A 13457-nucleotide genomic window follows, 5' to 3' on the forward strand; every position below is an offset into this window, starting at 1 on the left:
CGGAGGGGATTTAAAAAGATAACCCTCACCGAAGAAAGTCCTCCAGCGTTCCCTTTCTCTTCGGCTTTTCTTCAGCCACTCTCTTCTCGATTCCGAGGTAGCGGTAGATTCCGTCGAGGATTTTGGCACCTATTCCCTCGACTTCGAGGAGTTCAGCAGGCTTCGCGTTCGCTATCGCCTCAACGCTCTTAAAGCCGGCGTTGTAGAGAGCTCTCGCCCTCTTCCTTCCGATGTTCGGCAACCTGACGAGTTCGAGGAGCTCTTCCCTAACGCCGTGTCTCAGGCGAAGGTGCAGGTCGCGGAGGTAGTTAAGGATTTCCTCCTTCGGCTCGAAGAGCTTGTAGAGCTCAATGAGCGAGTACATGAGCCAATCAGCCAACTCAAGGAGCCGGTAGAGGTCGCCGGGGTCTATGAGGTATGTCTCGTAAATCCTCGCCTCGGGAACCTCGTTAATCCAGTCGAGGAGAACCTTCGCAGTCTTCACCTGTCCGAGGAAGCCCTGGAAGCGCGAGTCCTCGTAGTAGGGTATGCTCGCGTAGAGCTTGTCCTCAAGCTCGTAAGCCAGGTCAAGGTAGTCCTCCATCTCGCGCCTCCTCGCTGTTAAAGTCGCCATATCGGGGGTTGAGGCTATGAGCTGGAAGATTCCGAAGGGGTTCGGATTCCGCTCGATTGCCGGAAAGGCGTCCTTGAACTTCTTGGCCGTGAGCGGGTCTATGTAGAGCTGAGAAGTTCTCTTGCCGAAGGGCAGCGGCATAAAACTGTCGTCAAGGTCAAGGTCGATGAACTCGTTCTCTATGAGGAAGTAGACCACCTCTTTCGCCTTGTACTCGAGCGAGCTCAAGTCCTTCCTCTGGTGGGCGTAGAAGGTTTTCTCAAGGAAGCGGACGAGCTCAGAAAAGCTCTTAATGCCAAAGTTCGTGATTAAAGCCAAAACCTGACTCCTGAAGGCCTGCTCGTTGGCGAGCATCGAGAAGAGCTTCTCGGGCTTCCCGCGGATGTAGCGCTCCATAAGCTTGCCCGGCTCGTCGGTTCTCGCTACTATTATCGCCTCGCCGTACTTGTCGTACCTCGGCCTTCCGGCCCTTCCCATCATCTGCTGGATTTCCAGAACGGGAATATCTGTCCAGCCGAAGCCGGCGTAGCGCTTGGTGTCGCGGATTATTACTCTGAATGATGGTAAATTCACACCAGCCGAGAGGGTCGGCGTCGCGGTGATTACCTTAATTAAACCTTCCCGGAAGGCGTCCTCGATGAGGGTTCTCTCGACCCTGCTCAGTCCGGCGTGGTGGAAGGCGACGCCGCCCTTAATGGCTCTCTTCAGTTTCTCGCTCGTGGGGTTGTCCTCGAGCTGATTGGCAAGGCTTTCCAACGCCCGCTTCTCGGGCTTGGTAAGGTGAGACGATACGAGCTTCGAGATTGCTAAAGCTTCCTTCTCGGCCGAGCGCCTCGTGTTGACGAAGACGAGCGCGCCCTTGCCCCGCTTTACGGCATCGGTGACGAGGGAGTACCAGTTCTCGGGGTAGCTCTCAACTTTCCCGTCCTCCCAGACCAGCGTTCCGAGGTGGAAAACTCCCCGCCTCAGCTGAACCGGTCTCCAGTCGCTGACGACGAGCGATGCATCGAGCCACTCAGCCAACTCCTCCGCGTTGCCGACGGTGGCGCTCAAGGCCAATATCTGCGCCCTGCCGAGCATGTGGGTTAGAATCATCTCGAGCGTAGCGCCCCTGTCGTAGGAGCCGATTAGGTGAACCTCGTCGGCAACGACGAGCTTAACGTCGTCAATCCACCTCGCGCCGTGCCTGAGAAGGGAGTCGAACTTCTCAGCTGTGGCGACTATTATGTCGTACCGCCCAAGCCAGTCGTCGGTTGAGTCGTAGTCTCCTGTGGTTGCCGCGACCTTCAGGCCCAGCTTCTCCCACTCCTTGAACTCGCGGTACTTCTCCTCGGCGAGGGCCTTGAGGGGGACGAGGTAGACGGCTTTACCCCCCTCGCGGAGAAGCTTGTCCACCATGACTATCTCGCTCACGAGGGTTTTTCCGCTCGCCGTTGGGATTGCCAGAACGAGGTTTCTGCCCTCTAAGGCACCGCTCTTCAAAGCTTCAGCCTGCGGTGGGTAGAGCTCCCCTATGCCCCTCTCCTTGAGGACTGCCTTAAGCCTCTCGTCAACGGGAAGTTCATCAACCCTCATTTCGACCGCAACCCCTATTGACGGAGCGGTTAAATAGGTTTGGGCTACGAAAAGCTTAAATGAGCGGGGCTCCAACTAAAGAGCGAAGAAAATTTCGGCGGTGATGCCAATGGTTAGGTCGTATGTTTTGTTGACTGTGGAAATTGGGAAAGTTGAGAGCGTTATCGAGGCCCTCAAGCAGATACCGGGCGTTACCAAGGCCGACGCCGTCACCGGTCCCTACGATGCCATCGTCCACATCGAGGCCAAGGACCTCGGTGAGCTGACGAGGAGAATCCTCCACGACATCCACAACATCGACGGCGTTATAGACACCACTACCGCCATCGTCGTCGAGATGGAGGAGGAGTGATTACCTTCTCTTCCTCTTAGCCTTGCCCTTCTTGGACTTTGCCCTCGAACGGAGTTCTCTAATCTTCTCCGCAATCATTTTGAGGCTCTTCCCCTTCCCGTAGGGGCTCTCAACCCTCAGAAAACCGTAGGTTCTGAGCTCCTCGTCGAGACCCGAGAGACGGGGGTTGAGCTTGCTGTGGTCCTTTTCAATGACCTTCATCCCGAGGATTAGAACGGCGTCCTCTATCTCGGAGAGCTTTGGAGCATCAACCGCGACGTTCTTGGGAACCGTTCTCCCGTACTTCCTGCTGAGTCTCGCGTCGAGCTCGCTCGGCCACACCGCGAACTTCATCTTCCCACCCGGCAAGATTTAAAAGACCGGCCGTTAAAAACCCTTTTGGTGAAGGTCATGGCCATCAAAAACCTTGAGAAAGACGTGCTCAGCTTCATGACCCCCGGAGACGTTGTTTTAATCGAGTACCAGTCGCGAGAACCCATAGAGAACCTTGCGTGGGGTGAGCTGTTACCCGCCATAAACGCAGGCGGAGTGGTTGTGGTTGACTTCTTTGGAATGGGCGAGATTCTTCTCAGGAAGTTCATGAGGAGGGGAGATGTTGATTACTCCGGCGTTCTGGAGCTCCTCAAAGACCTAAGGGTCGTGAGGGTCGGGCCGGGAACGGTAACCTACGGCGAAATCCTTGAGGACGTCGTGCCAAGCTATGACCCGCACACGTTCCTGAGGAGCTACCACTCCATCATGAGCAAGATATCACGGCTTCCCCAGAAGCCAAAGTACATGGTGACCTTCGGACTCGGCCACTACATCCACTTCAACCCCGAGAACGCCATCAAGTCGATACTCACGGCGGTGAGCACGATTCCAGCGGAGGACCTCGTCATAATCAACTTCGTGAACGCCGACGTCATAAAGCGCGCCCACCTTGCGATACTCGAGGAACTCAGCACGGCAATAGTGGAGGTCTCAGGAGGGGAGTTCAAAGTCTACAAGGACGGTGGGATTGGTGATTGAGGAGGGAAGCAGGGTTCTTCTCGTCGATAAGCGGGGAAAGCGCTACCTCGTGAAGGTTGAGGACAGGGAGTTCCACACCGACCTCGGAATCCTCAGGCTGGGCGAGCTAATCGGAAAGCCCTACGGGAGCAGAATAGAGAGCCACAAGGGTGAAACCTTCGTGGCGCTCAAGCCGGACATCAACGACATAATAGCGAAGATGAAACGGGGGCCACAGATAGTCCACCCCAAAGACGCGGGCATAATAATAGCCTACGCAGGCATTTCACCCGGCGACACCGTCATAGAGGCCGGAGCCGGGAGCGGGGCCTTGACAATCTTCCTCGCCAACGCCGTAGGGCCGGAGGGCAGGGTTATAAGCTACGAGGTCAGGAAGGACTTCTACGAGATAGCGAAGAGGAACATCGAGCTCGCTGGCTTCTCGGACAGAGTTGTTCTGAAGAACAGGAGCATCTACGACGGAATAGAGGAGGAGACCGCCGACCATATCGTCTTAGATTTACCTCAACCGGAGAACGTCCTCCCGCACGCGGTTGACGTTTTAAAGCCCGGGGGATACTTCGTGGCCTACACGCCCTGCATGAACCAGGTCCACCGCTTCTTCAGGGCGCTGGAGGAGTACAGGGAGCACTTCATGAGGCCGAGGGTCGTCGAGGTCCTCGTCAGAGAACAGGAAGTAAAGAGGGACTGCATGAGGCCGAAAACGACGATGCTGGCTCATACAGGCTATATAACCTTCCTCAGGAAGCTGTGACCTTTTCTCCTCTTTCCTCGAACGTGAAGTAGGCCGTTAGCCAGCCAAGTGCTATTACCGCGAGGGATTTAAGTAGGGGATTGCTCCCAAGGAGTTCCCTGACTAGGGGCACCGCCCCGTAGAGGAGGGGCAGAAACATCCCTAAGGCCGCCACGACTACCGCGACGTGGTACACAACCCGCTTCCACTCCATTTTCGGCACCGTTCTCACCTCGGCGTCCCGGTTAAAAAGCGTTTCCTTCAGGTTTCAAAGTCCTCCCTCGAAATCCATTCGGAGTTCTCAACCAAAGGTTGAGCACATCTTTATAAACACTAAGGGTTCTGAACCTTTAGATGTCCAACTTTGGGCTCATGCACGGAGGTGTTCATCGTGTACCGGATACTTGAAAAGAAAGAGCTCGCAATGAGGAACATCTGGTATAAGATTGAGGCCCCCCACGTGGCCAAGAAGGTTCAGCCCGGCCAGTTCGTCATCGTGAGGGCCTTCCCGAACGGCGAAAGGATTCCCCTCACACCGGTGATGTGGGACAGGGAAGAGGGCTGGATTGTCCTGATAACCTTCATCCGCGGAAAGACGACCATGAGGATGGCCAACGAGCTCAAGCCCGGCGATTCAATTCTCAACATAGCCGGCCCCCTCGGAAACCCGGCCGAGATGGAGAAGTTCGGCAAAATCCTCGCCATTGGGGCGTATACAGGAATAGTCGAGGTCTACCCGATAGCCAAGGCCTGGCAGGAGCTCGGAAACGACGTCACGACGCTCCACGTCACCTTTGAGCCGATGGTCGTTCTGAAGGACGAGCTTGAGAAGGCCGTTGGAAGGCACGTCCTCGAGACAGTTCCCATTGACCCGAACCTCGACTTCCCGACCAACATGAAGAACGTCACCAAGAGGCTCGTCGAGAAGGTTCGCGAGATGCTTGAGAAAGAGGATTACGACCTCGTCTTCATGGTCGGCCCAGCCGGCGACCAGAAGGCCGTCTTCGAGGTCGTTAAGGAGTTTGGAATCCCGATGAAGGCTGACCTGCACCCGATTATGGTGGACGGAACCGGCATGTGCGGCGCCTGCCGTGTTACCGTCGGCGGCGAGGTCAAGTTCGCCTGCATAGACGGCCCCGAGTTCGACGCCTACCAGGTCGACTGGGACGTCCTCATAGCGAGGACAGGTTATTACACTGACATGGAGAAGAGGGCCTTTGAAGAGTACCTGAAGGCCGTCCAGGGAGGTGAGCAGTGATGGTCGTTAAGAGGAAGCTCATCAAGGAGCGCGTTCCGACGCCGGAGAGGCCGGCAGAGGAGAGGATTAGGGACTTCAAGGAGGTCAACCTCGGCTACACCTTCGAGCTTGCCGTTAAGGAAGCCGAGCGCTGCCTCCAGTGTCCGGCAAACTACGCGCCCTGTATAAAAGGCTGTCCCGTCCACATAGACATTCCGGGCTTCATCGGCAAGCTCGTCCAGTACCGCGACGACCCGGATAAGGCTGTAAAGGAGGCCCTCAAGGTCATCTGGGCCTGCAACTCCCTTCCGGCCACGACCGGTCGCGTCTGCCCGCAGGAGGACCAGTGTGAGATGAACTGTGTCATGGGTAAGGTGGGGGACAAGGTCAACATCGGCAAGCTCGAGAGGTTCGTTGCCGACTACGCCCGCGAGAAGGGCATAGACGAGGAGCTCCTCTTCGAGATGGTGCCGAAGATAGAGAAGAAGGGCCAGAAGGTTGCAATCATCGGAGCCGGTCCGGCCGGACTTACGGCAGCTGGAGAGCTGGCGAAGCTCGGCTACGACGTTACAATCTACGAGGCCCTGCACGAGCCCGGAGGAGTCCTGATGTACGGCATCCCCGAGTTCAGGCTCCCCAAGAGCATCGTCGAGAGCGAGATTGACAAGCTCAGGAAGCTCGGCGTCAAAATACTCACCGACCACATCGTCGGAAAGACCGTGACCATAGAAGAACTCCTTGAAGAGTACGACGCCGTCTTTATAGGCTCGGGCGCCGGTACGCCAAGGCTCATCAACGCCCCCGGCATAAACCTCAACGGAATCTACACGGCCAACGAGTTCCTCACGCGCGTTAACCTCATGAAGGCCTACCTGTTCCCCGAGTACGACACTCCCGTGAAGGTTGGAAAGCGCGTCGTGGTCATCGGAGCTGGAAACACCGCCATGGACGCCGCGAGGAGCGCGAGGCGCTTCGGTGCCGAGGTCATCATCGCATACAGGCGCGGCCCGGAGGACGTCTCCGCGAGAATTGAGGAAGTCGAGCACGCCAAGGAAGAGGGAATAAAGTTCGAGTACTTCGTCAACCCGGTCGAGTTCATAGGCGATGAGAAGGGCAACGTTAAGGCAGTCAAGTTCGAGAAGATGAAAGCCCTCGACGAGCGCGACAGCAGGGGCAAGAGGAAGATAGTCGGAACCGGCGAGTACGTGACGATTGAGGCGGACACCGTCATAATAGCAATCGGCAAGCACCCCAACAGGCTCATCATCAACACGCCCGGCCTGAAGGTCGAGCGCGGAAGAATCATCGTCGACGAGAACCTTATGACGAGCATTCCGGGAGTCTTCGCAGGTGGAGACGCGATAAGGGGCGAGGCAACGGTTATCCTCGCAATGGGCGACGGAAGAAGGGCCGCGAAGGCAATCCACGAGTACCTCACGAAGAAGAGAAACGAAAACGCGTGAGGGTTCTCCCTCTCCCTGTTTTCTTGTTACTTAAACACAGCCTCAAGCACCGGGTCAGGGATTTTGTAATGGACGTTCCGACCGTCCCTGACCTTCTGGAGGAAGGAGGAATCTACGAGCGCCTTTAGAAGCCTCGCCAGCACGCTGTCGGCTATGCTCTTGCCCTCTTTCCGTTCGAGGTGCTCTTTTATCTCTTCCCACGTGTTCCGTCCGCTCGCAACTGCGCGCATTATCTCCAGGTAGCGTTTCCTCGCGGCAGGTCTCTTAGAGAGGAAGTTCTCAAACTCCTCCAGCGCGAGTCTCTTGGCCTCTTCAAAGACCTCTTCGACTATTTCACTGGAGGAGCCCTTCTCGAGAACCCTCCTGCCAAAGAGGACGAGCCAGCCGACGATACCGTCGAGCTTCTCCACTGCGTCCTCGATTATCTCTTCTGGAGGGGCAACCCCAACCTGCTCGAACCCCTTAATAAGGAAGTCCCTGCTCTGCTCCCGCGTGAACCTTGAGAGTGTAACCTCGTGAAAGTATCTGCCGTAGAGGGGCGCCTTGGGGTCGTCCACGCCGAGGTAGTCGTGGAGCAGGCCAACTTCGGAGCCGGTCATGACGATTCTCAGGTTCGAGTAGTCATAGAGGTGAGCGATTAAACCAGAGAACTCGCTTCCGACGGGGCCCCTCAAATACTGCACCTCATCGAAGGCCAGAACGACGTCGTGCTTCTCGAGCTCCCGGAACAGGGCTATCAAGTCCGTTTTCTCCTCGCGCCAGGAGAGGTTGACGCCGAAGCTCAGAACTCGAAGGCCCGTTATGGTTCTGAGGTTCTCCTTGAGTTCCTCCCAGAGGTTGCGGTTCTCGCGGAAGAAGAGGTTTAACGCGCTTTCTATCCGCTTGTAGACGTCCATTCTGGAGTTCGGGTTCACCCCCCTGAAGTCCACGAGGATATAGGGAACGCCGAGTTCGTTCAGTCCAACGAGGAGGAGAGAGGTTTTCCCCAGCCTCCTGATTCCCGTGATGACCGTGAGGGGATTGTTTGAGCGGAGAGAGTTTTCAAAGTCGCTCAGCTCTTTCTCCCTGTCGTACAAATCCTCGCGCTTCCTCTTGGGTCGGGTATCGAAGTACGTAACTACCACCCCAGTAGTTAACTACTGGGGCAGAAGTTATAAGGGTTTGGTTTTTTAAGTCGCGGGTGGGAGTAGGGAAGGCGATGACGAGCCTCACGGTAGCTGAAGAATGATGAGGGGTATACTAACCGAGCCGTTAGGCTTTTATCCTCCCCTTCTTGAAAGAAACCGAGCGATGACGACCTCTAGGGTATCTGAGTCCGTGTTTTACACGGCAAAAATGATGAAAGCCAAGGGCCGAGCTCACTCCTCCTCAAGCTCTTCAATCTCCTCAAGGATTTCTTCAAACTTCTTGAAGTCCTCGGTTTGGGCGAGGAGAGTTATGAAGTCGTCTATCTCCTTCTTCTCCAGGAACGCTCCAGCTAAGAGCTTTCCGGTGTAGCGGTTGTTCTTAATCTCCCAGAACATATAGAACTCGGGGAAGTTCTCCTTTATCTTCCTGTAGGCGACGCCGTACTTTGAATCCTTGAGCGGGTTCTGTTCGAGGTAGAAGTGCCCCGGCTCCAGTTCAATCATGTGGAGAATCGCTCCCCTCTTTGTCTTAACAAGCTTCACCTTAACGTCCCATTCCTTCAGAACCTTCATAGGAACCACCGGGAAGAATAGGCAAGAAAATACTTAACGGTTGCGGAAAGGAGAAGGTCAGAGGCTCTCCAGATACTTCGCGTAGGCCTCGGCGTCCATGAGCTCCTTGAGCTCCTCGTCGAGGTTGCTGGGCTTGAGCTTGGCAATCCAGTGCTCGTAGGGGTCCTCGTTGAGAACCTCGGGGCTGTCCTCAAGTTCTTCGTTGACTTCAATGACTTCGCCGCTGACCGGGGCGTAAACCTCCGAGACGGCTTTGACGCTCTCGAGCTCACAGAGGACGTCGCCCTTGCTGAGCTCCTTGCCGACCTCGGGAAGCTCGACGTAGGCCAAATCGCCCAGCTCCTTCTGGGCGTAGTCGCTTATGCCGACGAGAACGGTTCCGTCGTCAAGGACCTGAACCCACTCGTGGTCCTTGGTGTAGTAGAGGCCTTCCTTAACCTTGTACTCCCCGACTTCAATCATGAACATCACCGTTCACGGTAGCAGGTTTGAGCATTTAAACCTTTCTCGAAATGGTTCCGGAAACCCGGGGTGTCCAAAACCATTATTAACTTCGACGTCCAAACTTACCGTATGAGTCGCGTTCCCTTCTACCTGAAGGAAAGACTAGAGGCCATGAACGAGAGGGTTTTGAGGAGCAGGTTTGAGGCCTCAAAGCTCCCCCCTTGGGAGAGAGTAGTTCTCACCTGGCTCCTTCTCCTGGCCTTCTGGGCCGTCATAACCGCGAACACGGAACCCTCTAACTTAGTCCTCGGCTCCGTTGTCACCCTCGTGATAGCACTCTTCATGCGCGACCTCATCACGGAGGACATACGTCGAAGTGGCAACATAGTGGAAAAAATCCTCTACTTCACCCTGATTTACCTGCCCCAGTACCTGGTCATAATGGCCTTCCGCCTGCTGGAGAGCAACGTGAAGGTAGCGAAGAACGTGATTCTCATGGACATAAGGCCGGGCATAGTCAAGATAAAGACGGACTTAAACTCGGACACAGGCGTAACGATACTGGCGAACTCAATAACCCTCACCCCGGGCACTCTAACGCTGGACGTCAAGAAAAAGCTCGGAGAGACCTACCTCTACGTCCACTGGATAGACGTCGAGACCCTCGACCGAGAGAAGGCCGGAGAGAAGATAAAGGGGGACATCGAGGAATGGCTCAAGAAGGTCTTCTGGTGAGCGCCTTCTACCTGCTAGTCTTCACGGCACTGCTGGTCTCGTACCGCGTGCTCAGGGGACCGACCCTTCCGGACAGGGTGGTGGGGCTTAACACGATAACGACGAAGGTGGTGGTGATAATAGCCCTGGTGGCGGCGATGAGGGGGGAGTACTACCTGATAGACCTCGCCATAGTCCTGCTGATGGTGAACTCCGTGGGAGGGCTTATACTGGCAAAGTACATGGAGCGTGCCGGCGGTGCTTGAGGGACTAATCCTCTTCGGCGAGGCGGTGATGCTCTTTGGAGCCCTGGGGATACTCCGGTTCCCGGACGTTTACACCCGGCTTCACGCGGCGAGCAAGTGCGACACGGGAGGGGCCATGAGCATAATCCTCTACCTCGTCCTCACGATGGACGCACCGGGAATCGTCAAGGCCAAGTTCCTCGTGCTGGCCTTCCTGATAGCGATGATAAACCCGATGGTGAGCCACGCCCTCGCGAGGGGGGCCTACCGCTACGGCGTCAAACCCGAGGCAGTGGTGGATATGTATGCTTGGGACAATCCTTGACGTGGTCTTCGTGGCGATGGTGGTTCTAGCTATTGCCGTGGTCGAGGAGGAGAACCTCATAAACGCGGTGGTCAAGTACTCCCTGCTCAGCCTGCTCTTTATCCTGGCCCTCTTCGAGCTGAACGCACCGGACGTGGCGCTCTCGGCGATAGTGGTGGGGGCGATAGTGATAGGCGTGTTCCTGTTCACAATTGAGGAGGTGGGGCGGTGAGGGGCGCAGTCGTTCTGACCCTGGCCCTCGGCTTGCTGTTGCTCTCGCTCGACTACCACTTCCCCGCCGGCGGGAGCTTCACCTACTACGTGGCCCACTGGGGGGAAATCGGCGTTTCGAACCTGGTCTCGGCCATTTTAGCCGGCTGGAGGGCCTACGACAGCCTCGGCGAGGCGAGCCTGCTATTCACGGCGGTGGTCGGCTTCTACGTCCTCTTAGGGGGGAAGAAGAAGTGAAGATGAGCGTCGTGGTGAGGACAACCACCAAGATGGTCAGCCCGTTTCTCGTCACGTACGCCGCGTACCTGATGCTCTACGGCCACGTGAGTCCCGGGGGCGGCTTCCAAGGAGGTGTGATTCTCGCGGTCGCGGTGATACTGCTCATAACCTCCCACGGCTACCGGAAGGTCAGGAGGAGGTTCCACTTCAACTGGGCGAGCCTGATAGAAAGCTCCGCAGGGGTCATGCTAGTGCTCCTGGGCGTGGTGGGACTTATGGCAGGCGCGTTCTACGCCAACTTCCTCGACACCGAGGGGGGCATAATCCTGCCCTTCAACGTCATCGTCGGGCTGGAGGTCGGCGCTGCCTTCACCTTCGTCTTCTACATACTCCTGAGGTGGGTGGAAAGTGATTAGTCCTGAGCTTGCGGGCATAGCGGTGATGCTGGTCGGAATCTACGGCCTGATGGCAAAGAGGGAGCCGGTAAAGCTCGTGCTGTCCCTCAACGTGGTGTCCCTCGGCCTGGTCCTGTTCTTCGTCGGTCTGGCGTATTACCCGGGCGGCGACGTCCCGGTCATGCCGACCGAACCCGTTGACCCGCTCCCGGCGACGCTGATGCTGACGACGCTCGTCGTGGACGTGGCGATAACGTCGCTCGCCCTTGCGATGGTGCTTAGAGGGGGTGATGCCCCTTGATTTCCCTCGCCCCGGCCACCGCGATGGGCCTCGCTTTCCTCATCGTCCTGCTCGACACCCTCAAGGTCAGGGGGTGGCCGGTGAGGCTGGCCTTCTTAACCGGCGCGGTACTGCCGGGCCTCGTGCTCCTCCTCTCCGACCCGGTGGAGGTCGTGGGCGGCTGGGACAGGAGGGCGGGGATAGAGGTAGCCTTCACGCCCCTCAACGCGCCCTTCCTCGTGGGGGAGGGGGTGCTGTTCCTCTTCGTTGCCCTCTACGCGGTGAGCTACTTCCGGGAGGACGGGAGGTACGCGAAGGTGCTCTCCCTGCTACTCCTGATGCACGCCGGCCTGATGGGGGCGTTCGTGGCGAGGGACCTCTTCAACTTCTACATATACTCCGAGATAGCCTCGGTCTCGGCCTTCGCCCTCGTGGCGCTCCCGGGAAAGGAAGCCCGGAGGGCGGCCTTCAAGTACCTCATAGTCTCCCTGCTCGCGTCGTACCTCTTCGTCTTCGCGGTCGGGATTATCTACATGGAGACGGGCTACCTGAACGTCGCGCTCATAGCCGAGAACGCGGTGGAGAGTAGGGAACTCAGCGTTGCCCTCGGGATAGCCCTCTCCGCCCTGCTCCTCAAGGCCGGAATCTTTCCCCTGCACTCCTGGCTTCCAGATGCCCACTCGATGGCACCGACGCCGGTGAGCGCCATGCTGAGCGGTGCCCTCGTCAAGGCGCCAGCATACGGAATGGTTCTCCTCATCTCCTCCCTGCCTTCAGGTGAAGCCCTTCGAACCGCCCTGCTTGCTGTGGCGGTAGCGTCGTTGTTCTTCGGCGTGGCGATGGCGCTCCTCCAGAAGAACGCCAAGAGGCTGCTGGCGTATCACACGGTCTCCCAGATGGGCTACGTGCTCCTCGGCATAGCGAGCCTCAACTTCCTCGGGGCCGCTTACTACGCCATGGCTCACTCGATTTTCAAAGGGGGCCTTTTCCTCGGCGTTGGCTCCCTCGCGGGCGAGAGGAAGGAGCTGGGAACATTCGGGTACAGGGGGGACCACTTCCTCTCCATCTCGATAATCGCCCTGAGCCTGGCCATCGGCGGGGTTTCACCCCTCGTTGGGGCCTACGGCAAGGGACTGCTGTATGAGAACCTTGACGGGCTGTGGAAGCTCGCGGTTCCAGCTGGGAGCGTTGGGACGCTGGCCTCGTTCACGAAGCTCAACGCTCACCTCGCGGCGAAGCGCGCGGGGAAAATCCCGCTCCGGCTGAAGGTCCCAGTCTTCGGGCTGGCCCTCGCGGCCATCGCGGGCGGCGTTTACCTTAACCCCCATCCGAACCCGAAGGACACCCTCTACCTGGCCCTGGCCGTTGCGCTCTTCCTGCTCCTCAGGAGGGCAGGGCTGTTGGGGATTAAAGGTGCGGAAAAAGGAGGAGAAATCGGGGAGGAGATAAACCGCCTGGTGGCCGGGCTGGTGGCGTTCGTCGTTCTGCTCTCGCTAATCCAGGGGCTTTAGGAGGACCTCCTTGACCTCCGGGAGGGCCTCAAGCTCGCTCCTGAGGTCGTCGAGGCTCTCAACGCCGCTGACGTCCACCACCGCGACGATGCCGGCCAGGCCTATGGCGGAGAGCTCCTCGGACTCGCTGAAGAGGATGTTCACCCCGTGCCTGCCGAAGAGGCCGCTTATCTTCGCCAGAACCCCCGGCCTGTCCTCAACGACCAGCTCGACCTCCGCGAGCCTCTTGCCGGGCAGGGCTATGCGCTCGAGGTGAACCTCCTTAAGGTCGGTGTCTATCTCTACGAGAAAGTATGCCCCCTCCAGGAGGCCCAGCTCGTATGCGTATTCCGTTGGAATCTCAACGACGCCGTTTCGCCGTATCTTAACTATCTCGTAGTGCCTCATGACGAAAGTTTCACGGGAGGGTATTAATCATTTGCCGTGACCG

Annotated in this window: 20 protein-coding genes; 13 read left to right on the plus strand and 7 right to left on the minus strand. The window is 57.5% G+C overall.

Annotated features, from left to right (window positions below; genetic code table 11):
* Positions 1–25: 25 nt before the first annotated feature.
* Positions 26–2188 carry an ATP-dependent DNA helicase gene (locus BD01_RS08065; protein WP_042691795.1) on the minus strand — a complete coding sequence of 721 codons (2163 nt, stop codon included), beginning with the start codon at positions 2186–2188 and terminating at the stop codon, positions 26–28.
* Between the two features lie 109 nt (positions 2189–2297).
* Here BD01_RS08065 and BD01_RS08070 point away from each other — a divergent pair, with 109 nt between their 5' ends.
* Entirely contained in the window at positions 2298–2540 is a 243-nt protein-coding gene (locus BD01_RS08070; RefSeq protein WP_042691796.1) for an Lrp/AsnC family transcriptional regulator, read from the plus strand.
* On the opposite strand, the gene BD01_RS08075 is transcribed toward BD01_RS08070, so the two are convergent.
* The gene (locus BD01_RS08075) at positions 2541–2873 is read right to left on the minus strand and encodes a signal recognition particle protein Srp19 (RefSeq protein ID WP_042691799.1); all 333 of its coding nucleotides are present in this window, start codon (positions 2871–2873) and stop codon (positions 2541–2543) included. It lies immediately after the preceding gene.
* Positions 2874–2930: 57 nt separating this feature from the next.
* Here BD01_RS08075 and BD01_RS08080 point away from each other — a divergent pair, with 57 nt between their 5' ends.
* A complete protein-coding gene (locus BD01_RS08080; protein WP_042691802.1) occupies positions 2931–3551 on the plus strand; it encodes a DUF257 family protein in 621 nt (206 codons plus the stop codon).
* A complete protein-coding gene (locus tag BD01_RS08085; RefSeq protein WP_042691805.1) occupies positions 3544–4305 on the plus strand; it encodes a tRNA (adenine-N1)-methyltransferase in 762 nt (253 codons plus the stop codon). The genes BD01_RS08080 and BD01_RS08085 overlap by 8 nt, the downstream gene beginning before the upstream one ends.
* On the opposite strand, the gene BD01_RS08090 is transcribed toward BD01_RS08085, so the two are convergent.
* The gene (locus tag BD01_RS08090) at positions 4292–4498 is read right to left on the minus strand and encodes a hypothetical protein (RefSeq protein ID WP_211233893.1); all 207 of its coding nucleotides are present in this window, start codon (positions 4496–4498) and stop codon (positions 4292–4294) included. The two genes, BD01_RS08085 and BD01_RS08090, sit on opposite strands and share 14 nt — an antisense overlap.
* A 177-nt stretch (positions 4499–4675) precedes the next feature.
* Between BD01_RS08090 and BD01_RS08095 the strand changes: the two genes are divergently transcribed.
* On the plus strand, positions 4676–5542 hold the full coding sequence (locus BD01_RS08095) for a sulfide/dihydroorotate dehydrogenase-like FAD/NAD-binding protein (RefSeq protein WP_042691809.1): 867 nt from the start codon (positions 4676–4678) through the stop codon (positions 5540–5542).
* On the plus strand, positions 5542–6984 hold the full coding sequence (gene gltA, locus BD01_RS08100; RefSeq protein WP_042691812.1) for an NADPH-dependent glutamate synthase: 1443 nt from the start codon (positions 5542–5544) through the stop codon (positions 6982–6984). Before BD01_RS08095 ends, gltA begins: the two co-directional genes overlap by 1 nt.
* Positions 6985–7010: 26 nt before the next feature.
* On the opposite strand, the gene BD01_RS08105 is transcribed toward gltA, so the two are convergent.
* The 3 genes from BD01_RS08105 to gcvH all read right to left on the minus strand — a co-directional run bounded on the left by BD01_RS08105 (position 7011) and on the right by gcvH (position 9146).
* Positions 7011–8108 (minus strand): AAA family ATPase, encoded by a 1098-nt coding sequence (locus BD01_RS08105; protein ID WP_042691814.1) that lies wholly within the window; start codon positions 8106–8108, stop codon positions 7011–7013.
* Positions 8109–8342: 234 nt separating this feature from the next.
* Positions 8343–8684, minus strand: a complete 342-nt coding sequence (locus BD01_RS08110; RefSeq protein WP_042691817.1) for a DUF7132 family protein — start codon at positions 8682–8684, stop codon at positions 8343–8345.
* A gap of 57 nt (positions 8685–8741) precedes the next feature.
* On the minus strand, positions 8742–9146 hold the full coding sequence (gene gcvH / locus BD01_RS08115; protein ID WP_042691819.1) for a glycine cleavage system protein GcvH: 405 nt from the start codon (positions 9144–9146) through the stop codon (positions 8742–8744).
* A 111-nt stretch (positions 9147–9257) separates the two neighbouring features.
* Here gcvH and BD01_RS08120 point away from each other — a divergent pair, with 111 nt between their 5' ends.
* Genes BD01_RS08120 through BD01_RS08155 form a run of 8 tightly spaced genes read left to right on the plus strand, consistent with a single transcriptional unit; the run spans position 9258 to position 13027 of the window.
* Positions 9258–9863: a Na+/H+ antiporter subunit E gene (locus BD01_RS08120; protein ID WP_042693279.1), complete on the plus strand. Its 606-nt coding sequence runs from the start codon at positions 9258–9260 to the stop codon at positions 9861–9863.
* Positions 9839–10108 (plus strand): monovalent cation/H+ antiporter complex subunit F, encoded by a 270-nt coding sequence (locus tag BD01_RS08125; RefSeq protein ID WP_042691822.1) that lies wholly within the window; start codon positions 9839–9841, stop codon positions 10106–10108. The genes BD01_RS08120 and BD01_RS08125 overlap by 25 nt, the downstream gene beginning before the upstream one ends.
* Positions 10101–10412, plus strand: a complete 312-nt coding sequence (mnhG, locus tag BD01_RS08130; protein ID WP_042691824.1) for a monovalent cation/H(+) antiporter subunit G — start codon at positions 10101–10103, stop codon at positions 10410–10412. The genes BD01_RS08125 and mnhG overlap by 8 nt, the downstream gene beginning before the upstream one ends.
* Positions 10393–10623: a hydrogenase subunit MbhD domain-containing protein gene (locus BD01_RS08135; protein ID WP_042691826.1), complete on the plus strand. Its 231-nt coding sequence runs from the start codon at positions 10393–10395 to the stop codon at positions 10621–10623. Before mnhG ends, BD01_RS08135 begins: the two co-directional genes overlap by 20 nt.
* A complete protein-coding gene (locus tag BD01_RS08140; RefSeq protein ID WP_042691828.1) occupies positions 10620–10859 on the plus strand; it encodes a hypothetical protein in 240 nt (79 codons plus the stop codon). Before BD01_RS08135 ends, BD01_RS08140 begins: the two co-directional genes overlap by 4 nt.
* Complete coding sequence (locus BD01_RS08145; protein WP_042691831.1) at positions 10856–11257, plus strand: Na(+)/H(+) antiporter subunit B; 402 nt, start codon at positions 10856–10858, stop codon at positions 11255–11257. The genes BD01_RS08140 and BD01_RS08145 overlap by 4 nt, the downstream gene beginning before the upstream one ends.
* Positions 11250–11537, plus strand: coding sequence for a cation:proton antiporter subunit C (locus BD01_RS08150; RefSeq protein WP_042691833.1), 288 nt, complete (start codon positions 11250–11252; stop codon positions 11535–11537). The genes BD01_RS08145 and BD01_RS08150 overlap by 8 nt, the downstream gene beginning before the upstream one ends.
* Entirely contained in the window at positions 11534–13027 is a 1494-nt protein-coding gene (locus BD01_RS08155; protein WP_042691836.1) for a proton-conducting transporter transmembrane domain-containing protein, read from the plus strand. The genes BD01_RS08150 and BD01_RS08155 overlap by 4 nt, the downstream gene beginning before the upstream one ends.
* Here BD01_RS08155 and BD01_RS08160 read toward each other — a convergent pair.
* The gene (locus tag BD01_RS08160; RefSeq protein ID WP_042691837.1) at positions 13010–13414 is read right to left on the minus strand and encodes an ACT domain-containing protein; all 405 of its coding nucleotides are present in this window, start codon (positions 13412–13414) and stop codon (positions 13010–13012) included. The two genes, BD01_RS08155 and BD01_RS08160, sit on opposite strands and share 18 nt — an antisense overlap.
* Positions 13415–13457 lie beyond the last annotated feature (43 nt).

The organism is Thermococcus nautili (assembly GCF_000585495.1).
GTDB lineage: Archaea > Methanobacteriota_B > Thermococci > Thermococcales > Thermococcaceae > Thermococcus > Thermococcus nautili.